The 24,402-nt window shown below is 62.6% G+C and carries 29 protein-coding genes; 19 read left to right on the top strand and 10 right to left on the bottom strand.

Annotation, left to right across the window (positions count from 1 at the left end):
* Nucleotides 1-21: 21 nt before the first annotated feature.
* Together J7557_RS01365 and J7557_RS01360 are read right to left on the bottom strand one after the other, a co-directional pair.
* Nucleotides 22-939: a DMT family transporter gene (locus tag J7557_RS01365; protein ID WP_291416595.1), complete on the bottom strand. Its 918-nt coding sequence runs from the start codon at nt 937-939 to the stop codon at nt 22-24.
* A 110-nt stretch (nt 940-1,049) separates the two neighbouring features.
* Nucleotides 1,050-1,358: a hypothetical protein gene (locus tag J7557_RS01360; protein WP_291416593.1), complete on the bottom strand. Its 309-nt coding sequence runs from the start codon at nt 1,356-1,358 to the stop codon at nt 1,050-1,052.
* A gap of 204 nt (nt 1,359-1,562) precedes the next feature.
* Between J7557_RS01360 and J7557_RS01355 the strand changes: the two genes are divergently transcribed.
* From J7557_RS01355 to J7557_RS01305, 11 genes are all read left to right on the top strand, one after another.
* On the top strand, nt 1,563-2,348 hold the full coding sequence (locus tag J7557_RS01355; protein WP_291416592.1) for an SDR family oxidoreductase: 786 nt from the start codon (nt 1,563-1,565) through the stop codon (nt 2,346-2,348).
* On the top strand, nt 2,345-4,225 hold the full coding sequence (gene uvrC / locus J7557_RS01350) for an excinuclease ABC subunit UvrC (protein WP_291416590.1): 1,881 nt from the start codon (nt 2,345-2,347) through the stop codon (nt 4,223-4,225). The genes J7557_RS01355 and uvrC overlap by 4 nt, the downstream gene beginning before the upstream one ends.
* A gap of 272 nt (nt 4,226-4,497) precedes the next feature.
* Nucleotides 4,498-4,851: a YciI family protein gene (locus J7557_RS01345; RefSeq protein ID WP_291416588.1), complete on the top strand. Its 354-nt coding sequence runs from the start codon at nt 4,498-4,500 to the stop codon at nt 4,849-4,851.
* A gap of 88 nt (nt 4,852-4,939) precedes the next feature.
* Nucleotides 4,940-5,443: a pyridoxamine 5'-phosphate oxidase family protein gene (locus J7557_RS01340; protein ID WP_291416586.1), complete on the top strand. Its 504-nt coding sequence runs from the start codon at nt 4,940-4,942 to the stop codon at nt 5,441-5,443.
* A 95-nt stretch (nt 5,444-5,538) separates the two neighbouring features.
* A complete protein-coding gene (locus tag J7557_RS01335; protein WP_291416584.1) occupies nt 5,539-6,537 on the top strand; it encodes an ATP-binding cassette domain-containing protein in 999 nt (332 codons plus the stop codon).
* On the top strand, nt 6,534-7,337 hold the full coding sequence (locus J7557_RS01330) for an ABC-2 family transporter protein (protein WP_291416583.1): 804 nt from the start codon (nt 6,534-6,536) through the stop codon (nt 7,335-7,337). Before J7557_RS01335 ends, J7557_RS01330 begins: the two co-directional genes overlap by 4 nt.
* A gap of 1 nt (nt 7,338) precedes the next feature.
* Nucleotides 7,339-8,139, top strand: a complete 801-nt coding sequence (locus tag J7557_RS01325) for an ABC-2 family transporter protein (RefSeq protein ID WP_291416580.1) — start codon at nt 7,339-7,341, stop codon at nt 8,137-8,139.
* 228 nt (nt 8,140-8,367) lie between these two features.
* Nucleotides 8,368-9,441: a 3-deoxy-7-phosphoheptulonate synthase gene (locus J7557_RS01320; protein ID WP_291416578.1), complete on the top strand. Its 1,074-nt coding sequence runs from the start codon at nt 8,368-8,370 to the stop codon at nt 9,439-9,441.
* Nucleotides 9,442-9,578: 137 nt separating this feature from the next.
* Nucleotides 9,579-10,148, top strand: a complete 570-nt coding sequence (gene pgsA, locus J7557_RS01315; protein WP_291416576.1) for a CDP-diacylglycerol--glycerol-3-phosphate 3-phosphatidyltransferase — start codon at nt 9,579-9,581, stop codon at nt 10,146-10,148.
* Nucleotides 10,145-10,396 (top strand): MoaD/ThiS family protein, encoded by a 252-nt coding sequence (locus tag J7557_RS01310; RefSeq protein ID WP_291416574.1) that lies wholly within the window; start codon nt 10,145-10,147, stop codon nt 10,394-10,396. Before pgsA ends, J7557_RS01310 begins: the two co-directional genes overlap by 4 nt.
* Before the next feature lie 120 nt (nt 10,397-10,516).
* Nucleotides 10,517-10,963, top strand: a complete 447-nt coding sequence (locus tag J7557_RS01305) for a molybdenum cofactor biosynthesis protein MoaE (RefSeq protein ID WP_291416572.1) — start codon at nt 10,517-10,519, stop codon at nt 10,961-10,963.
* 203 nt (nt 10,964-11,166) lie between these two features.
* On the opposite strand, the gene J7557_RS01300 is transcribed toward J7557_RS01305, so the two are convergent.
* Entirely contained in the window at nt 11,167-12,057 is an 891-nt protein-coding gene (locus J7557_RS01300) for a branched-chain amino acid aminotransferase (protein WP_291416570.1), read from the bottom strand.
* Nucleotides 12,058-12,192: 135 nt separating this feature from the next.
* On the opposite strand from J7557_RS01300, the gene J7557_RS01295 reads away from it, so the two are divergent.
* Complete coding sequence (locus tag J7557_RS01295) at nt 12,193-12,711, top strand: MarR family transcriptional regulator (protein WP_291416568.1); 519 nt, start codon at nt 12,193-12,195, stop codon at nt 12,709-12,711.
* Here J7557_RS01295 and J7557_RS01290 read toward each other — a convergent pair.
* From J7557_RS01290 to J7557_RS01270, 5 genes are all read right to left on the bottom strand, one after another.
* Entirely contained in the window at nt 12,708-13,316 is a 609-nt protein-coding gene (locus J7557_RS01290; protein WP_291416566.1) for a hypothetical protein, read from the bottom strand. The two genes, J7557_RS01295 and J7557_RS01290, sit on opposite strands and share 4 nt — an antisense overlap.
* 180 nt (nt 13,317-13,496) lie before the next feature.
* The gene (gene proC / locus J7557_RS01285) at nt 13,497-14,318 is read right to left on the bottom strand and encodes a pyrroline-5-carboxylate reductase (RefSeq protein ID WP_291416564.1); all 822 of its coding nucleotides are present in this window, start codon (nt 14,316-14,318) and stop codon (nt 13,497-13,499) included.
* On the bottom strand, nt 14,318-14,818 hold the full coding sequence (locus tag J7557_RS01280; RefSeq protein ID WP_035080481.1) for a YbjN domain-containing protein: 501 nt from the start codon (nt 14,816-14,818) through the stop codon (nt 14,318-14,320). Before J7557_RS01280 ends, proC begins: the two co-directional genes overlap by 1 nt.
* 273 nt (nt 14,819-15,091) lie before the next feature.
* Complete coding sequence (locus J7557_RS01275; protein ID WP_291416560.1) at nt 15,092-15,817, bottom strand: metallophosphoesterase family protein; 726 nt, start codon at nt 15,815-15,817, stop codon at nt 15,092-15,094.
* 4 nt (nt 15,818-15,821) lie between these two features.
* A complete protein-coding gene (locus J7557_RS01270) occupies nt 15,822-16,073 on the bottom strand; it encodes an accessory factor UbiK family protein (RefSeq protein ID WP_035080483.1) in 252 nt (83 codons plus the stop codon).
* A 315-nt stretch (nt 16,074-16,388) separates the two neighbouring features.
* Here J7557_RS01270 and J7557_RS01265 point away from each other — a divergent pair, with 315 nt between their 5' ends.
* Nucleotides 16,389-17,084, top strand: a complete 696-nt coding sequence (locus J7557_RS01265) for an outer membrane beta-barrel protein (protein ID WP_291416558.1) — start codon at nt 16,389-16,391, stop codon at nt 17,082-17,084.
* 135 nt (nt 17,085-17,219) lie between these two features.
* Here J7557_RS01265 and J7557_RS01260 read toward each other — a convergent pair whose 3' ends face one another.
* Together J7557_RS01260 and J7557_RS01255 are read right to left on the bottom strand one after the other, a co-directional pair.
* Entirely contained in the window at nt 17,220-18,230 is a 1,011-nt protein-coding gene (locus tag J7557_RS01260) for an ABC transporter substrate-binding protein (protein ID WP_291416556.1), read from the bottom strand.
* 26 nt (nt 18,231-18,256) lie between these two features.
* Complete coding sequence (locus tag J7557_RS01255; RefSeq protein ID WP_291416554.1) at nt 18,257-19,120, bottom strand: ABC transporter permease; 864 nt, start codon at nt 19,118-19,120, stop codon at nt 18,257-18,259.
* A 326-nt stretch (nt 19,121-19,446) separates the two neighbouring features.
* Here J7557_RS01255 and J7557_RS01250 point away from each other — a divergent pair, with 326 nt between their 5' ends.
* The 6 genes from J7557_RS01250 to pgeF all read left to right on the top strand — a co-directional run bounded on the left by J7557_RS01250 (nt 19,447) and on the right by pgeF (nt 24,306).
* Nucleotides 19,447-20,115, top strand: a complete 669-nt coding sequence (locus J7557_RS01250; RefSeq protein ID WP_291416552.1) for a hypothetical protein — start codon at nt 19,447-19,449, stop codon at nt 20,113-20,115.
* Nucleotides 20,116-20,223: 108 nt separating this feature from the next.
* A complete protein-coding gene (locus J7557_RS21440) occupies nt 20,224-20,400 on the top strand; it encodes a hypothetical protein (RefSeq protein ID WP_367272869.1) in 177 nt (58 codons plus the stop codon).
* Nucleotides 20,397-21,458, top strand: coding sequence for an MFS transporter (locus tag J7557_RS01245; protein WP_367272878.1), 1,062 nt, complete (start codon nt 20,397-20,399; stop codon nt 21,456-21,458). The genes J7557_RS21440 and J7557_RS01245 overlap by 4 nt, the downstream gene beginning before the upstream one ends.
* 173 nt (nt 21,459-21,631) lie before the next feature.
* The gene (gene lgt, locus J7557_RS01240) at nt 21,632-22,456 is read left to right on the top strand and encodes a prolipoprotein diacylglyceryl transferase (protein ID WP_291416551.1); all 825 of its coding nucleotides are present in this window, start codon (nt 21,632-21,634) and stop codon (nt 22,454-22,456) included.
* Nucleotides 22,457-22,468: 12 nt separating this feature from the next.
* Nucleotides 22,469-23,548 carry an SAM-dependent methyltransferase gene (locus J7557_RS01235; RefSeq protein ID WP_291416549.1) on the top strand — a complete coding sequence of 360 codons (1,080 nt, stop codon included), beginning with the start codon at nt 22,469-22,471 and terminating at the stop codon, nt 23,546-23,548.
* A complete protein-coding gene (pgeF, locus tag J7557_RS01230) occupies nt 23,545-24,306 on the top strand; it encodes a peptidoglycan editing factor PgeF (RefSeq protein WP_291416547.1) in 762 nt (253 codons plus the stop codon). Before J7557_RS01235 ends, pgeF begins: the two co-directional genes overlap by 4 nt.
* Nucleotides 24,307-24,402: the final 96 nt, after the last annotated feature.

The raw sequence follows: 24,402 nt of genomic DNA, 5'->3' as shown, positions 1-24,402 counted from the left end.
GGGCGAGCCTGCAAGGGCCGCCTATTCCTCGCCCACGGGCGCAACCGCTACGGCCGGAATGCGTTTCCGCCGCTCCCGCGCCATCACCACCAGGCCGGCCACGACGATAACGGCGGCGCCCACCAGAGAGATCGGATCGATCCACTGTCCGAAGACCACGATGCTGAGCACGATGGCCCAGGGCAGCGAGAAATAATTGAACGGTTGCAACACGCTGGCCGGCGCCATGGTCAGCGCATAGACCATCAGCCCATGCCCGGCGCAGGTGGTGAGCATAGTCACGACAACAAGCGCAAAATCGGTCCACGGCATAGGTTGCCAGAAGAAGATGCCGACCCCGCTCGACATCACCAGCCCCACCAACGCGCCATAGGCAAGGCTCGTCGCAGCGCTGTCGCTGCGCGAAACCTGGCGTGTAAGCACGATATAGAGGGCATAGGAGGCCGCGGAGGCGATGGCAAACGCCACACCCCATTCGAGCGGCACGCCACCCGGCCGCAGGATGATCAAGGCGCCCAAAAGCCCCGCGCCCACCGCCGCAAAACGGAAAATGCCGACCTTCTCTCCCAGAATTGGAATGGCAAAAACCGTCACCAGCAGCGGATAGATGATGACGATGGCCTGCAATTCCCCCAGCGGCACCGTCTGCAACGCTATGGCAAAGCACCAGATATCAACCATCAGCAACACGCCGCGCAGGATTTGCCGCTTCGGCATTTTCGAACGCAGTGCCTCGCGCAACGGTCCCTGCCGCATCACGATGATGAGCGCGAAGACCGCAAAACCCCAATAGCGCATCATGGTGATCTGGAACGGCGAATGCGCCTGCACCAGAAGCTTGGCGACCGCGTCCTGAACGCCGAATACCGCAATGGTGGTGAGGGTAAGGGCAATCGCGCGGCCCAGATTATCCGCGCGTGGTTCAAGAGGGGAGAACATGGTCACCGGAGGGAAAAGTGTGGCGCCTCGCAAATATGGGCCTCGCGGGGCGCCGGAACGCTATAGCAGGAAAGTAGCCAGGTCGAGCTTCAGCCGAAATGTCTTCGGCCTCAGCTCTTGGCCATCGCGGACTTGATGATGCCGGCGATTGCCGTCAGCACGCCACCGCCGACAAGGCCGGTCGCGCCCTGTCCCGCCAATGCACCGATATCCAGGCCTCCCGTGCCGGCGGCTGCACCCACCAGCGTGTCGAGGCCGGGAATCATGCCGGCCAGCCACGTGCCGGCAAGGCCCCCGATTGCACCGACAATAGAATTGCCGGTGGTCCCGAGATTGAGGTTCTTGGCCAATTGTCCGATGACATTGCCGCCGGCACCGCCAGCGATCAATTGCACCAATAAAGGCACTAAGACTTCCATGGTAGTCCCCCTCGTTTTGCACGGAAGCTCCAACTTCCGTGTCTGGAAACGTTAACTCTCCTAGCGATGCAGGGAAAGCACAAAGCTACTGCCGCGTTCTGTCATTTCATTTGAGATAACTGAGCCCGAAGAAGCCTTTGCGCTTCGCTCGCCTGCCCACGCCACGATTGAAGGAAGCGGCCAATCCGGCCTATTGTCCGCCCGATGTCCGAAACGCCCCGAATCTATCCCGACCAGCCCGGCATAGCCCTCGTCACCGGCGCCAGCACCCGCATTGGCGCTGCCATCGCACGCGCCCTCGCCGCTGCCGGCCACGCCGTCATCATCCACTACCGCTCGGATGAAAACGGCGCCCGCACGCTCGTCGACGCGCTCACGATCGCGGGCCACCGCGCCGCCACCGTCCAGGCCGATCTCGGCAGCCGCGCCGATCGGGCCAGCCTCATCGCCAAGGCGCAAAAACCCTTCGGCCCACTAACCGTGCTCGTCAACAATGCCTCGGTCTTTCACCCCGACAGTATCAGCGATGTGAACGAAGAGCTGTGGGACGAGCACTTTTCGATCCACGCCGAAGCTCCCATATTTCTCTCGCGTGATTTTGCCGCCCAGCTCCCCGCCGGCATCGAGGGAAACATCATCAACATGATCGACGAACGGGTCCTCAAGCCCAGCCCGGCCTATTTCAGCTACACCTTGTCAAAATCCGTGCTCTGGACCGCCACCCAGACCATGGCCCAATCCCTCGCGCCCGCCATTCGCGTCAACGCCATCGGCCCCGGCCCCGTCCTGCCGCACAATGGCCAGAGCGAGGAAGATTTTGAGCAAAGCGTGAAAACCCTCCCGCTGAAGCGCCACGCCGATCCCGACGCCATCGGCCAGGCCGTCCTTGCCATTCTCTCCATGCCGTCCTTTACCGGCCAGATGCTCGCCCTCGATGGCGGCAAACACCTCGACTATCCCAGCCGCCGCGGCCCGACGCCCCGAAAATGACCGACACGCCCACTCCCCCGCCCTCCGGCCCCGAAGTCATCAAGAACTTCGTCCGCACCCTGCCCTCGGCACCGGGCGTCTATCGTATGCTCGATGAAAACGGCGAGGTCATCTATGTCGGCAAGGCGCGCAGCCTAAAATCGCGTGTCACCAATTACACCCGCCCCGAAGGCCTCTCCGTGCGCATCCAGCGCATGATCATGGCCACGGTCTCCATGGAGTTCGTCCGCACCGAGACCGAAGCCGAGGCGCTGCTCCTCGAAGCCAATCTCATCAAGCGCCTGAAGCCGCGCTTCAACGTCCTGCTCCGCGACGACAAGAGCTTTCCCTACATCCTGATCGCCACCGATCACGAAGCACCGGAACTGACCAAACACCGCGGCAGCCGCCGCCGCCCCGGCCATTATTTTGGGCCCTTCGCCTCTGCCGTCGCCGTCAGCCGCACCATCGCGAGCCTCCAAAAGGCGTTCCTGCTGCGCAACTGCTCCGACAGCTTTTACGCCGCCAGAACAAGGCCTTGCCTGCAATATCAAATAAAACGCTGCGCCGGCCCCTGCACCCGCGAAACCAGCTTGGAAGCCTATGGCGAGCTCGTCGAAGACGCCCGCCTCTTCCTCACCGGCAAATCCCAAACGGTGCGTGACCACCTGCAAAAGGACATGGCCGACGCCGCCGAAAACCTCGATTTCGAGCGCGCTGCCCTGCTGCGCGATCGTCTCTCGGCCCTCGCCCTGATCCAGTCGCAGGGCGACGCCACCGCAAAATCCGTCGAGGAAGCCGACGTCTTCGCCATCCATCACGAAGGCGGCCAGTTCTGCGTGCAGGTCTTCTTCTTCCGCGCCTTCCAGAACTGGGGCAACCACGCCTTCCGGCCCAAGGCCGACGACAGCCTCTCCGACGCCGAAGTGCTCGAAGCCTTCATCGGCCAGTTCTACGAAGACCGCACCCCGCCGCGCCTGGTGCTCCTCAGCCACGAAATGTCCGAGCCCGAAGTGCTCGAAGAAGCGCTCCGCACCCGCGCCGGCTACAAGGTTCGCGTTGAAACACCCCAGCGCGGCGAAAAGCGCGACCTCGTCAACCACGCCCTCCAAAACGCCCGCGAAGCCCTCGGCCGCCAGCTCGCCGAAGGCGCCTCCCATCGCGCCCTCCTCGAAGGCGTCGGCGAAATTTTTGGGCTCGAAGAAACCCCGCGTCGCATCGAAGTCTATGACAACTCCCACATCTCGGGCACCAATATGGTTGGCGCCATGATCGTGGCAGGCGAAGAAGGCTTTTCCAAAAAGCACTACCGCACCTTCAACATCAAATCCGACATCTCCGCCGGCGACGATTTCGGCATGATGCGCGAAGTCCTGACGCGCCGCTTCACCCGCCTCGCCACCGAAAGCGAGACCGATGCCGAAGACGAACAGACCGGCATGCCCGATTGGCCCGACGTGGTCTTCATCGACGGCGGCGCCGGCCAGCTCAATGCCGTAAAAGAAGTCATCGCCGAACTGAACCTCCCCAAGGAAGTCACCTTCATCGGCATCGCCAAGGGCGAAGACCGCGACGCCGGCCGCGAAAAATTCCACATAGAGGGCCGCGACGCCTTCATGCTCCCCCACCGCGACCCGGTCCTTTACTACGTCCAGCGCCTCCGCGACGAAGCCCACCGCTTCGCCATCGGCACCCACCGCGCCAAACGCAAGAAGGACGTGGTAAAAAACCCCCTCGACGAAATCGAAGGCATCGGCCCCACAAGAAAACGCGCCCTGCTAAACCACTTCGGCTCAGCAAAGGCCGTAGCGAGAGCAAGCCTTATGGACCTCGAGTCCGTCCCGAGCATCTCCAAAGCCATGGCCCAATTGGTCTACGACCATTTTAACCGCACTTAGCCACACTCACCGCCCCTTCCCTCGCCCCTTGTGGGAGAGGGACAGGAAATTTGCGTTCAGCAAATTTCCAGGGTGAGGGGTATCCTCTCCTCCGCAGAGGAGCGAGTGACGACACCGCAAGAATACCCCTCATCCCAACCGAATTCGCGCCGCAAATTCGGTGACCCTTCGGGCACCTTCTCCCACAAGGGAGAAGGAAGAAAGCGGGTGGACCTCGTCGAAATCCCCCCACCTCATTCGTCGTGTAAGCAAACCCCAACCCGGAGCGTCCGATGAAATTCCTCACCATGGTGAAAACCCTCAATCCCGAAACCGCCATTCATCCGCCAGTCGAACTCATGCAGGCCATCATGCAGCTCGGCATGGAAGCCGGTGCAAAAATGACCGAAACCGGCGGCATGGCCCTAGCCGGCACCGTCACCACGCAAAAGGGCCAGATGATCACCGACGGCCCCTTCGCCGAAGCCAAGGAAATGGTCGGCGGCTACGCCGTCTATGAGCTCGAAACCGAAGCCGAAATCGTCCGCTGGACCGAACGCTTCGTCGACCTCCACCGCAAGCACTGGCCGGAATGGGACGGCGAAGTCACCATCCTCCACCTGCAACAATTCAATATGGCCGGCTGAACCCTCCGATGTGATCGCCCCACTGTCACATCGCCGCAACCTCCCCGGCCCCCACCCGTTCGTCTCCCACCCAATAAGGAGCCGAACCATGACCGAAGAAAACAATCACATCCTCCCGCCCGGCGAAGCGATCGACCGCATCTGGGAGCTGGCCGAGAAGATCGACATCTGCATGCTGACCACCTGGGACGGCAAGCAGCAGCGCAGCCGCCCCATGTCCGCCCGCGTCCGCCGCGAGGAAAACGCCATTTATTTCCTCACCGATCTTGAAGGCCACAAACTCCAAGAGATCGAGCACTTTCCCCACGTCTCCCTGGCCTGGGCCGACAATGGCGGCCACAAATACGCTGTCATCGCCGGTGAAGCCGAAGTCCTCAATGACCGCGCCAAGATCGAGGAACTCTGGGAGAAATTCGACAAGGCCTGGTGGGACGACGCCAACGATCCGCAGATCCGCCTCCTCCGCGTCACCCCGGAAGATGGTGAAGTCTGGGATAGCCCCAATATGGTGGTCGCCACTGCCAAAATGCTCGTTGCTGCCGCCACCGGCGCCAAGCCGGAAATGGGTGACACCGCCAAAGTGCGCATGTAGCGCCCCCGGCCCGCGGCACCCCGCGGGCCATTTCTTTCTATCCCCTTCCCTCGCCCCAAGAATCGTTTAGCTTCCCTGCCTCTGGGAGGGGAAACATGGCTATCATCGCGGCATCCGGCGTCGAAAAAATCTTCCGCCAGCCCAAGCGCCACGCCGGTTTCGGCGGCGCCATCCGCAGCCTCTTCTCGCGCGAATTTACCGAAGTCCGCGCCGTCGATGGCATCTCATTCAAGATCGAGTCCGGCGAGGCCGTCGGCTATCTCGGCCCCAATGGTGCCGGCAAGTCGACCATGATCAAGATGATGACCGGCATTCTGGTGCCGTCTTCCGGCACAGTGGAGGTGCTCGGCCGCGAACCCCACAACAATCGTATCACCAATGCCGCCGAAATCGGCGTCGTCTTCGGCCAGCGCAGCCAGCTCTGGTGGGACCTGCCGGTGCGCGACAGTTTTGACCTCAACCGCCATATCTACGACATCCCGGCGCCGCGCTTTACCGAAAACCTCGCCCGCCTCACCACCATGCTCGACATGTCGAGCTATATCGACCGCCCCGTGCGCCAATTGAGCCTTGGCCAGCGCATGCGCGCCGAAATCGCCATGGCGCTGCTGCACGATCCCAAAATTCTGTTCCTCGACGAACCCACCATCGGCCTCGATGTCGTCGCCAAGGACGTGGTCAGAAAATTCCTCGCCGAGGTCAATCGCGACCGCGGCACCACCATCATCCTCACCACCCACGACCTCGTCGACATCGAGGAAATCTGCCCCCGCCTCATCATGGTCGACGACGGCAAGCTGCTCTTCGACGGCGAACTGAAACACCTGCGCACCGCCCTCGGCTCCCGCCGTCGACTGAAACTCGAATTCGGCAGCGATCCCGGCCCGATCGCGCTCAAGACCGCCCAACTCGTCGCCGACGAAGGCGCCGCAAAGCACTTCCTGCTCGACAGCGAACAGACATCCATCCTCGATGTCCTCACCGAACTCGGCTCAGGCCACGACCTGAAAGACGTAAAACTCGAAGAGCCCGACATCGAGGAAGTGATCCGCACCTTCTATCAAAACAAGGTCCAGGCGGGAGCCGTGCCATGAAGCTCGCCGCCTATCCTGCCTTCACCGCCACCGCCTTCCAGTCGCGCCTCGCCTATCGCAATCAGGTCTGGTCGGGCGTCTTCGGCGAACTGGTTTTCATGTTCGCCCGCATCGCCATCTGGACATCGGTCTTCAGCACCGTGGCCTCGGATAGCGTCGATGGCGTCACCCTGCCGCAAATGATCACCTATGCCCTGCTCGCCGGCCCGGTTCTCTATTGGGACTATTCGCGCCTCCTGCGCGATGTCGGCACTGCAGTAAAGTCAGGCGACATCGCCGTGTACCTGCTCAAGCCCCTGCTCTATCCGGCCTATATGCTGGCCAGTCACACCGGCAACTTCCTGTTCGACTTGCTTACGGTCACGGTGCCGGTCGCCATCATCATAGGCTTCACCGTCGGCCTCGTGCCCCCGGCGAGCCTCTTTCACGGCCTCGCCTTCCTCGCCTTCTGGGCCCTCTCCTTCGGCATGCTGTTCCTGCTGACAACGATCCTCGGCCTCGCCGCCTTCTGGCTGATGACCGCCGATTCCCTCGATTGGTTCTTCAACAGCATCATGATCCTGTTTGCCGGGGGCATCGTCCCGCTCTGGTTCTTCCCCGACTGGCTCGCCACCATCGCCGGCAACCTGCCCTTCGCCTGGGTCTCCTATTATCCCGCGGCCATCTATATCGGACAGCTCGATCCTTCCCAGGCGCTGACCGCCTTCATCATCGGCATCGTCTGGTTCGCTGTCCTGCTGGCTGTCCTGCTCTGGCTCTGGGCCAAGGCCCGCCACCGCCTCATCGTGCAGGGAGGCTGACATGGCTCGTCTCCACGTCGTCATCCCCGCCCTCGTCCACACCTTCATCAGGAGCAAGACCGAATATCCCGGTGCCATGGTCTTGGGCTGGCTATCCCAGTTCGCTGCCTACGGCTCGATGTACACGGCCATTTCCCTTATCCTCGCCCGCTTCGGCTCGCTGGGCGGCTGGGTCTGGCCGGAAATCGCCCTGCTGCTCTCCTTCCACCTCCTCGCCTATTCCCTCGGCGCCTCGCTGAGCTTCGTGCAATTCCGCGAAATGGAGGAAAAGGTGCGCATGGGCACGATGGACGCGATCCTGGTAAAACCCATCAGCACCTGGACCTATGTCGTCTTTTCCGGCCTCAATATCGGCTATGCCGGCCACATCGTCCTGGCCCTCGGCCTCATGGGCTGGTCACTCACCCAGGTGGACGTCACCTGGACCATCCAGTCCGGCTTGCTCTTCCTCGGCTACCTCGTCAGCGCCGCCATGATCGTCGCTGCCACCATGACCATGATCGGCGCCACTGCGCTCGTCTGGGTCAAATCCAATCACCTCTACCAGATCTTCTTCGGCTTCTGGGAACTGGCCCGCTACCCGCTCAACATCTTCCCTCTGCCCCTGCAGATCCTCATGCTCACCTTCGCGCCGCTGGCCTTCATGGCCTATGTCCCCGTCGCCGCAACGCTTGGCAAACCCGTGCCATTATTGGGAGATTGGGCCTCCGCCGCAGCCCTGCTCTCCGGACCTCTGGTGACCCTCATCGCCATGGCCCACTGGCGCTGGTGCCTCCGAAACTATCAGGGTGCGGGTGGTTGACCCCCTCCTAAAGTCTGGACTCGACAAGCTCCGACTCCTCGGCTAGCTTCCTCGCCATGATCAACGCAGCGACCTTTTTTTGGTATTTTAGCTATCCGCTCCCGGCGGAGGCTATCGCGCGCGTGTCCTGATCCCGACAAGACCAGACCCAAATCGCAAGCCAGCCGCCCGAATCCCGAGGCGGCTTTTTTGTTGGCCCCTCGACTAAGAACTCCGAGGACCACCAAAATGCTCAAATCGACCGACGACCTCCGCATCACCGAAATAAAACCGCTGACCACGCCCATCGAGGTCATGCGCCAGCATCCGCGCACTGACGCCGCGACCCGCACCGTCATCGCCGCCCGCCACGATTTCCATAATATTCTGGCAGGCAAAGATGATCGCCTCGCCGTCATCGTCGGCCCCTGCTCCATCCACGATCCCAAGGCGGCCATGGTCTATGCCAACCGCCTCGTCGCCCTGCGCGAAACCCTTGGCGATCGCCTAGAAATCATCATGCGCGTCTACTTCGAGAAGCCCCGCACCACCGTGGGCTGGAAGGGTCTCATCAACGACCCCGATCTCGACGGCAGCTTCAACATCACCCAAGGGTTGCACACCGCCCGCACCCTGCTGCTCGACGTTGCCAATCTCGGCCTCCCCGCCGCCTGCGAATTCCTCGACATGACGACGCCGCAATACATTGCCGACCTCGTGTCCTGGGCCGCCATCGGCGCCCGCACCACCGAGTCGCAGATCCACCGCGAACTGGCCTCCGGCCTTTCCTGCCCCGTCGGCTTCAAGAACGGCACTGATGGCAACGTCAAGATCGCCCTCGACGCCGTCCTCTCCGCCTCACACCCGCATCATTTCCTCGCCGTCACCAAGGATGGCCGCTCGGCCATCGCCGCCACCACCGGTAACGAGGACTGCCACATCATCCTCCGCGGCGGCAAAACCACGAACTACGACGCAGCGAGCGTCGAAGCCGCAGCCCAAGCCGCAACCAAGGCCGGCCTCAACCCCGCTATCATGGTCGACGCCAGCCACGCCAATTCCTCGAAAAACCCGCAAAACCAGCCACTGGTTCTCGCCGATATCGGCACCCAGCTCGCCGCCGGCGACAAGCGCATCATCGGCGTCATGATCGAATCCAACCTCGTGGCCGGCCGCCAGGACCTCGTCCCCGGCCAGGAACTGACCTACGGCCAGTCCATCACCGACGGCTGCATCGATTGGGACACAACGGTCACCACGCTCAATGCCCTCGCCGAAGCCGTCGAAAAGCGCCGCGCAACCAACAATCAGGCCGTTGCCTAACTCAACCGCAACTGTCCCCCCCCCCAACCACCGGCAGATCCCTCCCCCTACCAGGGGGAGGCTAGGTGGGGGGCCTTCCTCTCCCCATCAAACCCATTTGCCTTGACCCCCCGCCCCCATTCCTGTTCTGTCCCCCCATGGCCAGAAACCCGCTCACGCTCGTCCCGAACATCATCACCATCGCCCGCATCGCGGCGATCATCCCGATCGTCTATCTGGTGATGGACGGCGACCTGACCCTACGCATCATCGCCCTGGTCCTCTATGTCGTGGCCGCCGCCAGCGATTGGGTCGACGGCTTCCTCGCCCGCGCCTGGAATCAATATTCCGACCTCGGCCGCATGCTGGACCCCATCGCCGACAAGCTCCTCGTTGGCATCCTCATCGCCGCTCTCGCTTGGGACGGCAGCTTTTCCGGCTGGGACATGATTCCCGTCAGCGCCATTCTCTTCCGCGAATTCTTCATTTCCGGCCTGCGCGAATTCCTCGGCAATACCTCTGTCGTCCTGCCCGTCAGCAAGCTCGCCAAGTGGAAGACCACCATCCAGCTCGTCGCCCTCGCCGTGGTCCTGGTCGAACCGCTCATCCCCGGCCTGCGCCTCATCTCCGACCTGATCCTCTGGGCCGCCGGCGCCATCACGCTCTGGACCGGCTGGAACTACCTCCGCGCCTCCTGGCCGCACCTTTCCGGCACGACTGCGAAATGAAAATTCTCTACTTCGCCTGGCTGCGTGAGCGCCTCAACCGCGCCGGCGACGACGTCTCCCCGCCCGCCGAAGTCAAAACCCTGGCCGACCTCATCACTTGGCTCCGCGCCAATGACGAAGCCCTCGACCTCGCCATGGCCAACCCAAAACAATTCAAGCTCTCGAAAAACGCCCGCATCGTCCCCTGGGAAACCCCCATCGCCGATGCCGACACCGTAGCCATCCTGCCCCCGATGACAGGTGGCTGACCAACCACGGTGTCATTCCCGCGAAAGCGGGAATCCCTGTTTCATCCCGAGACCCCCGCTTTCGCGGGGATGACACGGTGATAGTTTGAAAGCCAGCATGGGCCGAAGGAGCGGACCGAAATGATCATCATCTCAAACGCCCCATTCGACCCCGGCGCCCTCCTCACCGCGTTCCAGGCCAACCACCCCGAAGCCGGCGCCGCCGTGACCTTCACCGGCATGGTCCGCTCCACGCTCGACCGCCCCATCACCGCCCTCATCCTCGAATGCTACCCCGAGCTCGCCCAAAACGAGATCGCCACCATCCGAGCCGCTGCCATCGCCCGCTTCAACCTGATCGACGCCGCAATTCTCCACCGCTACGGCCGCCTCGTCCCCGGCGAACCCATCATGCAGGTGATGACCCTCGCCTCCCACCGCCAAGCCGCCTTCGATGGCGCCCAATACCTGATGGACTACCTCAAAACCGACGCCCCCTTCTGGAAGCAGGAAGAGACGGCGGCGGGTACTGAATGGGTTGAGGCTAAGGCAGCAGACGACACCGCCCGCGATCGCTGGGGCCAGTAGCCCCTCACCCGTCTCGGCCTACGGCCGATCCACCCTCTCCCCGATGGGGAGAGGAATAAGAGACTAGCGCCGGCCCATTCTTCTCCCCATCGGGGAGAAGGTGGCGCGCAGCGCCGGATGAGGGGGATGCCTAAGTAGCCCCCAAAATACAAAAAGGCCGGACATCCCTGCCCGGCCCTCTCAAACTCAAATCAGCGAAAACCTTACTCCGCCGCCGCCCGCTTCGGCTGCACTGCGGCCGAATAGGCATCGATCAGCGTCCGGCAACCTTCGCCCGGGGTAAACTTGTAGTCCCCGATCAGCGAAACCGGCGTCACTTCCGCGGCCGTGCCGGTCAGGAAGCACTCGTCGAACTGGCTCAGTTCTTCCGGCATGATATGCCGTTCGGTCACCGTAAAGCCGTTCTCCTTGGCCAGCGCAATCAGCGTCTGCCGAGTGATGCCGTTGAGGAAGCAATCCGGGGTCGGCGTCGTGATGTCCTTACCCTTGATGAAGAACACGTTGGCGCCCGTGGCTTCAGCCACATAGCCGCGATAGTCCAGCATCAGCGCATCGGCAAAGCCGTTGGCCATGGCATGGTCCTTGGAGAGCGTGCAGATCATATAAAGACCCGCCGCCTTGGCCGAAGACGGAATGGTTTCCGGTGACGGACGCTTCCACTTGCTCCACTCGAGGCGAATCCCCTTGAGCTTTTCCTCGACCGAGAAATAGCTCGGCCAGACCCAGGCAGCGATCGCCACATGCACCTTGTTGTTGCGCGCCGGCACAGACAGCTCTTCCGAACCGCGCCAGGCGACGGGACGCACATAGGCATCCACGAGCCCGTTCTTGTCGAGCACGAGGCGCTTGGCGGCCTCGATCTCGTCGACCGAATAGGGGAAAGGCATATCGAGCGTCGCGGCCGAACGGATCAGGCGTTCGGTATGCTCGCGCGACTTGAAGATTTCGCCACCATAGGCGCGTTCGCCTTCAAATACCGAGCTGGCATAGTGAAGCCCGTGCGTCAGTACGTGAATCTTCGCGTCCTTCCACGGTTTGAGTTCGCCGTCGAACCAAATCCAGCCATCGCGCTGGTCCATGGGCACGCCTGCCATGATCCTCTCCAAAGTCTTCGTTTTTGCCGTTTGCTCGCGAAACGGGTGTTCCGTTGATCATGCCCCAAGGGCCATGCCCTTGGCAAACCTGAATGTCTTTGGGATAAGACGGAACGCCTTTGCGATGGAGTGACAATGCCAGAGAGCCCAAAAAATGTCAACAAGGCTGACATAAATTCTGGTCACCCCACGGCGTCAGGCCTGCCGCTCGACATTATGGGCCTTTTCTTCTTTGCCTATCGCGACTTCACCGGCGATGCCGATGCCCTGCTCGAACGTCAGGGTTTTGGCCGGGCCCACCATCGCGTGCTTTATTTCGTCAACCTGCGCCCCGGCATGCCGGTCGCCGACCTTCTCGATATCTTGAAAATCACCAAGCAGAGCCTGGCCCGCGTGCTCCGCCAGTTGATCGACAATGGCTATATCGAACAGAAGACCGGCCATTCCGACCGCCGCCAGCGCCTGCTCTTTGCCACCGACAAGGGCCGTTCCCTTTTCGCCACGCTTTCGGCGACCCAGGCCAGCCGTATCGACGAAGCCATCGCTTCCCTGCCCCCCGAAGGCGCCCGCATGGTGCGCGAATTCCTGGTCCGGATGGTCGAACCATCCGATCATTCGGTTCTCGACCGGCTCAACCTCACCATCAATCTCTAGCCCTGCCTCGCCAGAAATAGGCTTGTGCGCCAATAACTTGTCCGGCACTCTGGAATCAGTTCGGCAGGTTTCGGGAGCGGCAGATTCTTAGTCTGGTTCAGTATCTGTCCGAAGCGCAGCGCCTGGAACAACAGGGCGAACTGGTCGAAGCCATCTGGTGCTACGAAACCATTCTGCGCGATCCACTGGTCGGTGATGACCGCCCGACCCTGCAGGCCGCCGGCCTTGGCCTCGGCCTCCTGCTCATCACCGAAGCCCGCCACAGCGACGATCCGCACCGCGTCGACCGCCTCGTCAATCGCGCCATCACGGCGCTGACGACGGCCAGCCAATCCGACCCGACCGAGCCCACCGTGGGCCTCGCTTTGGCCGAAGCCCACATCCTGCGCTTTCAGCTCTCCGGCCAAACGGCAGACCTGCTCGCGGCAAACATCCAACTGGATAGATTGGCCGAAACGGAAGCGCCCCCGCTCGAACAGATACGCTCGCTCCGCGCGCTTCTCACCAGCTCGCGCTAAAAAAGTTGAAGCAAAGCCTAGCGCGCGATTCACACCCCCACCGGCCGTCACCCCGGCGAAAGCCGAGGAGTGTTCACTCGAATACATCTTGTTGCTGTGACGCCTCTTAAAACGCCGTGCTGCCCTCGGGTCGGAGGGCAGCACGGTGATTGGGGTAAATAATCACTCTCGCCCAAGCCGGGGCCTATCTTGAGATTTCAGGAAGGGCGCTTGACCAAGCCGGGTGCGGCGATGTTCCAAACAACGCGTGAAAACGCTAATGCGTCCTTAGCCCCGACCCAATTCCTCACTGCGCTTCCGCGCCGCATCCACAGCGCGATCCATCAGCGGCGTCAGCCCGTCGTCACCCATCAGCACATTGAGCGCCGCCGCCGTCGTGCCATTGGGTGAGGTCACGTTCTGCCGCAAGACGCTTGCCGGTGCCGCATCGGCCTCCAGCAACGCCGCCGAACCAATGACAGTCTGCCGCGCCAGCACCATGGCCACATGCTCATCGAGCCCCTGCGCCACACCAGCCGCGGCCAACGCCTCGACCAGATTGAAAACATAGGCAGGGCCTGAACCCGAAACCGCCGTCACCGCATCGAGATCGCTTTCGTCGTCAAACCAGACCACCAGCCCAGCCGCCGACAACAGCGCTTCAGCCGCCGAGCGACCATCCTGATCGACCCCATCACCCGCGACGACACCGGTAACACCCTTGCCGATCTGGGCCGGCGTATTGGGCATGCTGCGCACCACCCGATCCGTCCCCGTGCCCTTGGCCAGCCGCGCCAGTGAAATCCCCGCCGCGATGGACACCACCAGCGTCTGCGGCCCGATCACCGGCACGAGGCTCGCCATCACCTCGTCGATGACCTGCGGCTTGACCGCCAGCACCAGCACATTGGGCAAAAGCCCGACCGCATGGTCATAAATCTTCAGATCATATTCGGCGGCAAAAGCCTTGGTTTCTTCGCTTGGCCGCGGTTCCACTAGCACCAGATTGGTCGGCGGCAATCCCGCTTCCAGCCAACCGGTCGCCAACGCCATGCCCATCTTGCCGGCACCCACCAGCATGACCGGCCCGATCGAGCGCAAATTCGCCATCACGCCTCTCCCACGGTTTCGAACATCACATGGCTCAGCGCATCCGCCGCCGATTTGCCTGCCCAGACGACGAACTGGAAAGCCTGATAATAGAGATCACAACTATCGCTGGCAGAACGCAAGAGCGCTTCGCATTGCTGCGGCGATACATCGGCGCCGCCGGTAAGCAGGTGCGAATTGCGGAAGAGCACGACCCCTTCCTTGTTCCAGATATCGAAATGCCCGATCCAGAGCTGCTCGTTGATCATGCTGATCAACTGCCGCACTTCCCCGCGCCGCCCATCGGGCACTTTCAGGTCGAATGCGCACGCGACATGGAGGCTTTCGAGATCCTCCATCCAGTTGAACGACACATGATAGTCGCTCCAGCCGCCGCGCACCGAAATCGAGATTTCGTCCGCGTCCTGGCGCTCAAAGTTCCAGTCATTGATCGATGCGATATGCTCGACGAGGTCCACCGGGTGGGACACGCGATCGGGCTCGTGGGCAATCAAGGACATTGGCCGTTTCCATGCTGGCTTGGCGCTACGTCGAATGCACCAAGAGGGGCGCATCACGAATGCGGACCCGCTCTCGCGCCTCCTCCGGCGTTCGAATCGTCCACAATGGAAAGGGTACACTGCGTTACTGATTCAGGCAGTCGGCTAGTTCAAGAGCGGCTATTCTCTTGTGGATGACAGTAACGACTTGTTAACTCTTGCCGCGCCGGCAGAGGCCTTTGCCTCCCTCCCTCTTGTGGGGAGGGAATGAGGGTGAGGGGCAAGCCATGAAGCCTAGCCCAAGCTCTCCGGCCCCGCCCAACCATGCCGGATGGACTCGCCCCAGCCCGGAAAGCCATTACCCTCCGCCAGCTTGGCCGCCGTCTCAGTGTCATAGGGCACGGCAATCAGCGCCGTCTGCCAGCCGCGCCGCCCCTTCTCCACGATTGCATAATGCGCATCGGGCGAACCGCGCACCAATTGCATCCCCACCGAACCGGGATTGGCGATCAACCGCCCATCACTCAGCCGCAGGGTCCGTGCGATATGCGTGTGCCCGCAAAGAATGACCGCACCCTCGATACCCCGAGCGTGCCCCGCCACCTCTTCCTCGGACGGCAGCGTCGTCGTGCGTCCATCATAGAAATTGTCGAGCCAGGGCGTCTCGTCGTCATCGGGCGTGCCGTGACACAAGAACACGTCGTCGCCCACCGTCGCGTTCCCAGGCAATGAAGCCAGCCACGCCAACTGGTCGGAACTCAACTGCTCGCGCGCAAACACATCAGACGACCACGGATCGGCCCTCCGCGAACTGTCCAGTACCCAGCGATCATGATTGCCGCGAATGGCTACGGCATCGAGCCCCATCAGCCGCTCGGCCGCGCCTTTTGGGTCGATCGGCCCGCTGACATGGTCACCCAGCAGCACAATGGCATCGACGTGCTCGCCGGCAATATGCTCGAGCACGGCGTCCAGCGCCGGCGCATTGCCATGCACGTCTGAAATAACCGCGAGGCGCAAAGTCCTAGGCGGTCTTTTCGGCCTTGAGCGCAGCCAGCTCTTTGCGCAGCGCGTCGATTTCCTCGCCCTGCACCTGCACCAGCTCGCGCAGTGCGTCAAAATCCTCGCGCTTCACCAGTTCCATATCGGCCACGATGCGCTGGGCCTGCGACTTGGCGACGGTTTCGACTTCCCGGCGCACGCCATCGGCCACGCCCGCAGCCTCGTTCATGATCCGGCCAAGGCCATCAAAAATCCGGTTGCTGCTCTGGGTCATGGCTTTTCCAACTCTCGGGTTGCGTGTGGCCTCTATGTAAGCCAGCCCTGCCCGCTTGACCAGTGCGGTGAGAGGCCGCGGCGACGCTCCTTCTTCCCGGCCGCGCGGCCGCACCATTGATCAGTCTGACACATTGCGGAAGCTTCACATCAACTCCGCCGGGCGGCGTACGCCACCAAAGCACCGGAAACGCCTGATGAGCACCACCGAAATTCCCATAAATCCAGTACAACCGCGCCTCGTTGCCACGGGAAAATACTTAGAATACTGTCATTCTGTAGGATTTATTTTTGTGAGGAAATTCAAGGAGAAAAAATGAAAAGTAGAATAGCGGCAGCATTCGCTGCTTCTTTTGTATCCCTGACCGCGGCCCAAGGTGCCGACCTGGTTCTCGTAACCCCCCCGCCACTGGTCATCCCCGATGCCGGTTTCGATTGGTCGGGTATCTATGCCGGTCTCAATGCCGGTTATATCGGAGGCGAGGCCAAGTCCGTTGGCGCGCTAACGGGCGTCACGACCACTGTTCCGGTTTCCGGCGGCCTAATCGGCGGCACCCTGGGTTTTAACGCGCAGTTCGACCGCATCGTGCTCGGCCTTGAAGGCGACATCGCCTGGACCGGCGCGACGGGCACAACCGCCTGCGCAGCAAACCCGATCTACAATTGCGAGGGCAAGCTCGACTGGCTGGGCACGTTCAAGGGCCGGGTCGGTTTCGCCGTGGACCGCGTTCTGTTCTTCGGCACCGCCGGTTTCGCCGTCGGCAATACCACCGCCAACGTCACCCCCGCCGCGCCAGCCCAGACCAATACTTTTACGGGCACCATGGGCGGCTGGACGGCCGGCGCGGGCATCGAAGCCTTCCTCACCGACGCCTTCTCGGTGAAAGCCGAGTACAGCTATGTCAGCCTCAGTGGCCTGCAGGCCCCCGTGGGCACGCTGTCGAGCATCCAGGCCTCAAACCTCAGCACCTCGACCCATATCGTCAGGCTGGGCGTGAACTATCACTTCTAGAAGCAGTCACCCCGACTTCCGCCGGGATGGCACAGGTTTCAGAATGGAAGCGTGAAAACACGCATCAGGCGAAAAACGCCGGCCCGTATCCGAAAGCTGCCCCTGCTTTCGCGATACACTCGAGAGGCAAGATGCTTAGCGCGTCACCGCGTCCCCGGCCTCGGACACTCCGATCTTCTCCAGCACCCGATCCATCGGCTCGAACCGCGTCCAGAATCCCGCCGGTATCTTCACGTCCGCCCCTAGTGACCCGCTCTCCTCGAACCAGGTCTGGGTGTATTTGACATCACTCACCTGCAGCCCGCCATTCACGGTCCAGCTCCCGGCGTAAAGCTCGGACAATTCCGCCAGCGTCGCCGGTTCGACATCCGGTCGCGCCCGCGTCATGGCGTCGACCCAGAGCTGCGGATCGGCCGCGAAATCGCGCGCCGCCAGCGTCAGCGCTTCAAGCACCGCATCGACATCGCCAGCACGCTCCTCCAGCACCTTCGTCGAAACGACATTGACCTTGGTGAGCACCGGCGCCGAACGATAAAACTCCGCAGCATCGACGAGAATATCGAGCCCCGTCCGTTCCGGCATGGCCAGGAACACCCCGATCGACATCGTCGTGGCATCCACCCGCCCCTGCTGCAGCGCCTGCGCCCGCACCGCCGGATCACCAAGCGGCACATAGGTCACCTGTTCGATCTTGGTCCCCCGGCTCTGCAACACCAGCCGCGACAGCGTATAGTCGAGGCTATTCTCCCGCCCGACCCCAAAAGTGCCCTCACTCAGGCTATCGAAGGTAACGCCCTCCCGCGCCGCAATAATATAGGGAATGGCCTTGTCGGTCGACCCCACCGCCACGAGGCTCTTGTCGCCCCGCGCATAAAGCCCCAGCAGCGCTTCGACCGAAATATTGGCCATTTCCCCGCCACCGGTCAGCACCGCCGTGATCGCCATCGGCGTCTGCGCCGCCGGCACCAGCTCGACATCGACTCCCGCGCGCTCGAAATAGCCCTCGCTCAGCGCCAGATGCAGCACCGAATTGGGCACCAGGGGCACTTCGGTCGAGGTCACGATGATCCGGAACGGCGCAGCCGCCGCCGGCCCGACAGCAAAACCTGCCAGCAGCAGGGCGATAGCGACCTGGGAAATTTTCAACGCAAAACTCCAATCGAAAAAAGCATTCAGGGAATGGCGAACCGGCGCTCAAGGCGTCTCAAAGTAGTCGACGTAATGCCGCCAATCGCCAGCGCTGTCAGCACGGTCACGAAATAGCGGGGCATGTTGAACGAAGCCCCATAGCCGACCAGCAGCCCGCCGAGCCCCGTCATCGCCGTATAGATTTCCGCAATGATACAAGCCGTCAGCGCCTGGGCCGCTCCAAGCCGCAACCCCGCGATCATCTGAGGCAAAACCTGCGGCCAGACCACCCGCACCTGCGCCTGCAACCGCGACGCGCCGAGCCCCATCGCGGCTTCCTCATCGCTCTTGCCGACACCGTCGAACGCCGCCTGCGCCGTCGTGGTGATCACGATAAAGGCCGCGAGCAGCACCACGACGATCTTGGCAGAGGGCCCGAGCCCCAGCAGCGCCACGAACAGCGGCATGAAGGCGATGATCGGAATATTGGCGAAGAAATCGAGGACGACCTTCATCACCCGCCCAAGCAGCGGCACCCGCCCCATCAACCCAGCCACGCCCCAGCCCAGCACCACTGCCAGTCCGAGCCCGGAAAAGTAAATCTGCACCGTGCTGCCGACGGCATTGAAATAATCGCGCTTCGGGTCCTGCATCATCTTGAACAGGGCCTCGGCTGTCTCGCCGATGGAAGGAATGATGGCCTCGGGATATTGCCCCGCCACCCATTCCCAAAACACCAGCAGCGCCACGACCAGGCCCAGGACGATCCAGGTCTCAGGCCGAACGCCCTTCAGCCAGTCCCCTGTTTCCCGCCAGGCATCCACCAGCTCCCGCACGCTGCCACGCAGCCCGCCATTTTCCCGCGAATTGTCACGGTCGGTCTGGGAGCGAGTGTCTTGGTTTGACAAAGCGAGCCATTTCTTGCCGCGCGGCGCGGACACTGTCCGTCGCCCCTCCCAGGCAACGAAAACATCTGCCCCGGGTGATAGAAGCGCCGAGCGGGCCTGTCAAATGCACCTGGCTGCCCATCTCGCATTCCATTTTCACCTCGGCATCATTCTCGCGAAAGCGGGAATCTCCGTTCCGGCCCCGCGCCCTGCCGATTTTCAATCCTTCGCCACAAATGAGGCTTTCAATCGGAGCAGCCGGGATCGACGATTGCGCCCGGGCCAAATTCATCGCTACGCTTCCACACCTGATACCCAATACGTCCGAGGAGCTACCAATGCGAACGATGACGAAGCCGCTTATGCTGGCGCTGTTGCTGGCCGGCTCGGTTCTGACTCCCGCTGTCGCACAAAATGCGCGCACCGAAACGGTCCACTTCCAGCGCGGCACTTCCGGCACGACCATCGGGGGCAAGATCACTGGCGACCAGAGCGTGCGCTACAGCATCGGCGTCTCAGCCGGGCAGACCATGGATGTCCAGCTCGATACCGACAATGCCAGCAGCTACTTCAACATCACCGCTCCTGGCGCCAGCGAAGCCCTCTATAACGGCTCGATATCCGGCAACGGCACCTCTTTCGCTGTGCCATCGAGCGGCAATTACATCGTCGAAGTCTATCTGATGCGCAATGCCGCCCGTCGCGGCGAAACGGCGAATTATGACCTGACCCTCTATGTGGAAAACGCGGCGAAATCCGCGCCCACCGCGCCCCGTCCCCAGGCCCCCGACACATCAAGCGCTGCCCCATCCCAGCTCGACACCAGCCAGATGCCAAGCTTCTGCGCCGGCGAAGCCTCCGCCGAATACGGCGTCCGTCCCCAGGACATCACCGTCAACATGGCATTCCAATCGGGCGACCGCTACGTCACCCAGGGCAATTTCGACAGCGACGGCGACACCACATTCTTCAACTGCTGGTTCGGCATGGACGGGACCTTCCAGTCGCTGAACTGATCCAGACCTGCCACCACCGTTGGACGGAATGCCCCTGTCACGCCCTCGACAAGGCATTCCGCCCAGCGCACTCTCCCGTCCAGAATTCCCGCCGCTGGAAGTGGACGCATGAAGCAGCAGACGCCCTTGGTAGCGCTGGCCATTGCCACGGTCGGATCCATCGGCGGCACGCGCCTCTCCGCCATCGCCATCCCTTGGCTGGTGCTTTCAACCACCAACAGCCCCGTACTGACCGGCCTCGCGGGCCTGGCCGAAATGCTGCCCTATGTCTCGCCAAGGCGCTGAGCGGCCCTTTCATTGACCGCCTCGGCGCCCGGCGCGTTGCCATCTCTTGCGATTGGCTCTCCGCCGCCGCCGTCAGCATCATCCCCCTGCTCTATTGGTCCGGCATCCTGTCCTTCTGGCTGCTCCTGCCCGCAGTGGCCCTGCTGGGCGTCCTGCGCGCGCCGTCCGACGCCGCCAAGCAGGCACTGGTTCCCGTAGTTGCCGAAGCCGGCAGTCTTTCACTCGAACGCGTCACCGGCATTCTCGGCACCAGCGATCGCCTCGCCGGCACCCTCGGCGCTGCCGGCGCCGGCATGCTCATCGCCCTCCTCGGCCCCGGTCCCGCCCTCCTCGCCAACGCCGTCGCCTTCATCGTCTCGGCCCTCGCCCTGACCATCGGCATGCGCGCCACCGCCGCAGCGCTTCCAAAGACCGACCTCGCACCGCAAAACTACTTCGCGCAGATGTCCGAAGGCTGGGCCGCCTTCACCCGCGATCCAATCCTCGTCACCCTTGTGGTGATGCTCGCCTTCGTCGGCCTCTTCGACCAGGCCTATGCCACCGTCCTCCTGCCCGTCTGGGTCCGCTCCTCCGGCCTCGATGCCAGCTGGGTCGGCATTCTCCTTGCCGTCTTCTCAGGCGCGGCCATTGCCGGCGCGGCATCCGGCGCCGTTTTCGCCGAACGCCTGCCGCGACTCCTCATGTATATGATCGGCTTCACCTTCGCCGGCCCCGTGCCCATGGCGACGCTGGCCCTCACGCCGCCCCTGTGGCTGATCGTCTCGATTCTCCTCCTCTGCGGTTTCGCCGCCGGTTTCTTGAACCCCATCATCGGCGCCATGCTCTTCGAGCGCATCCCAAAGGCCGCCGTAGGCCGCGTGATCGCGTTGGTGGGTTCGCTCACCTGGGTGCTCATCCCCTTTGGCGGCATCTATGCGGGCCTCCTCACCAACGCCGCTGGCATTCTCACCGCCCTCGGCATCACCGCAGTCCTTTATGCCCTGGCCACCCTCTCGCCCGCGGCAATCCGCCGTTTCCGTGCGATAGGCCAGCGCCCCATCGCTCAACCCGTCACCTGAGCGGGCGCCCGCAAGGTCCGCCCACACATCCAATTGTAGAACTCTCCCCTTGCGACCCACCCCGCCATGAGGCTACGGCTGGCAAAACCCGAGAGCCTCTTTGAAACTCGCGGCAGTGACCGCGCAGAGTCTAAAAGCGCGCTGAACTGGCCGAGCCGGCAAAAGGACACACCTTGCCCTTCCCCAATATCGACCCAATCGCCTTCGCCATCGGCCCCATCGCCATCCGCTGGTATGCGCTCGCCTATCTCATGGGCGTGCTGCTCGGAGCCGGTTACGGCTACCTGCTGCTGCGCAACGAGCGCCTCTGGCACAAGGGCGCTCCGCCCTTCCCCGCCAAGGATATCTGGGATTTCGCCTTCTGGGCCATGCTCGCCATCGTCATCGGCGGGCGCACCGGCTACGTGCTCTTCTACAACCTGCCCTACTACCTGCAGAACCCGCTCGAGATCATCAACACCCTCGATGGCGGCATGTCCTATCACGGCGGCATGGTCGGCCTGATGCTCGCAGCCATTCTCTTCACCCGTTCCAAGGGCGGCAACTGGCTCTCCTCGCTCGACCTCCTCGGCGCCGTCGCCACCATCGGCATTTTCCTCGGCCGCATCGCCAATTTCATCAATGCCGAACTCTATGGCGCCCCCACCACCCTGCCCTGGGGCGTGGTCTTCCCGACCGATCCCCTGCAGGTCGCCCGCCATCCGAGCCAGCTTTATGAAGCCGCGCTCGAAGGTCTTCTCCTCTTCCTAATCATCCGCCTTGCCACCCACGTCTTCTACGCGCTGCGTAAACCTGGCCTCGTCGCTGGCATCTTCGCCATCGGCTACGCCCTCTCCCGCATCCTCGTCGAATTCGTGCGCCTGCCCGATGCGCAGCTCGGCTACCTCTATGGCGGCTGGCTCACCATGGGTCAGATCCTCAGCCTTCCCATCCTTTTCGGCGGTCTGGTCCTCGTCATCTACGCGACGACGCGCCCCGTTAACCAACTGCGTCCTTGAGAGGTGCTCAACGTGAACAGTACGCTAACACTGGCACAGCAGATCGACCTCCAGATCACCGCCGGCGGCCCCATCTCCGTCGCCACCTATATGGGCCTTTGCCTGACCCACCCGACCAAGGGTTATTACAAGGGCTCCGACCCCCTCGGCGCTAGGGGTGACTTCATCACCGCGCCGGAAATTTCCCAGATGTTCGGGGAGCTTATCGGCTTTCACCTGGTCAACGTCTGGCAACAGATGGACGAACCGAAAAGCTTCAACCTCGTCGAACTCGGGCCCGGGCGCGGCACGCTCATGGCCGATATCCTCCGCGTCGCCTGCCGCGCCCCCGGTTTCCGCGATGGCCTCAAGCTAAAACTCTTCGAAACCAACCCTGCACTCACGGTCGAACAGCGGAATCGCCTCGAAAGCTACGAGCCGCAATGGCTTGAAAACTTTGAGCAATTCGACGACGGCCCGACCCTCGTCGTCGCCAACGAGTTTTTCGACGCCCTGCCCATCCGCCAGTTCATCAAGAAGGAAGACGGCTGGCACGAGCGCCAGGTCGGCCTCATCAACGGCAAGCGCGCCTTCGGGCTCTCCCCCACGCCGATCACCAACGAAACCATGCCCTCTGCCGTCGCCGATGCCGAGCCCGACAGTATGTTCGAAGTCTGCTTTGCCGGCGGCGAAGTCATGTCGCGCCTCGCAAAAATGGTGGCCAAACAAGGCGGTAGCATCCTCGCCATCGACTACGGCTATGCCCGCACTCAGACCGGCGACACCCTGCAAGGCGTCAGGAACCACGCCTATGCCGACGTGCTCGAAGAACCCGGTGAAACCGACCTCTCCGCCCATGTCGATTTCGGCGTCCTCTCCGCAGTGACTCAAGAAGTTGGCCTCGCCGTCCAACCCCTTGCCACCCAAGGCGAATTCCTCACCCGCCTCGGCATCGCTGAACGCGCCAAGGCCCTGGCCGGTGCCAATCCCGGCTCCGCCAGCGACATTCGCATCGCCCACGAGCGCCTCGTCGGCAAAGACCAGATGGGCGACCTCTTCAAGGTCTTCTGCGCCCATTCCCCAGGCCTCACGCCCCCGGGGTTCACCGCATGATCGACTTCGCTTCCGCCCAGTCGCTGGCCGATAGCGACGTCGTCCGCCACGGCTTCTTCGGCCGCCACGGCGGCGTTTCCACGGGCGATTTCGCCGGCCTGAACGTTTCCCACGCGGTCGGCGACAACCCCGACGCCGTCGAAGAAAACCGCGCACTCATCGCCAAATCCCTTGGCGGCGCAACGCTTGTGACCCTGAAACAGGTCCACTCCAACCGCGTCGTCACCGTCGAAGCCGGCGCCATCCCCGATCGCACTGTCGAGGCCGACGCGATCGTGACCCGCCGCGCCGACGTTCTCATCGGCGTCCTCACCGCCGACTGTTCCCCCCTCCTCTTCCTAGATCGCCATTCCGGCATCATCGGCGCCGCCCACGCCGGCTGGCGCGGCGCGGTAGATGGCATTCTGGAAAACACCGTCGTCGCCATGGAAGCATCAGGCGCCCAGCGCCGCCGCATCCAGCTCGCCATCGGTCCCACCATCAGCCAGCAGAATTACGAGGTTGGTGAGCAGTTTAAGGCCGACGCCTTGATTCAAAATACGAACACCGAACCCGCCTTCATGACCCCGCCCGGCGGCAAGCCCCGCTTCGATCTTCCCGGTTATCTCGCCATCCAGGCCCGCGCCCTCGGCCTTGCCGAGATCACCGACACCGCCCTCTGCACCTATGCCGATCCCGCCCGCTTTTTCTCCCACCGCTATGCCACACATCAGCAAACCAAGACCGGCCGGCAGATCGCCGTCATCGGCCTCGCTTAGTCTTAAATTTACGCATGAGACCAATGGGGCGTTGCAGTCATAAAAATGACTCGATAAAGCTGCCCGCGAAACTGGAAGGTCCCTCCTCCCCGGGGA

This window comes from Devosia sp. (assembly GCF_017744655.1).
Taxonomy (GTDB): Bacteria; Pseudomonadota; Alphaproteobacteria; order Rhizobiales; family Devosiaceae; genus Devosia.
The sequence above is the reverse complement of the archived record's forward strand: the minus strand, read 5'-3'. Positions and strand labels throughout refer to the sequence as shown.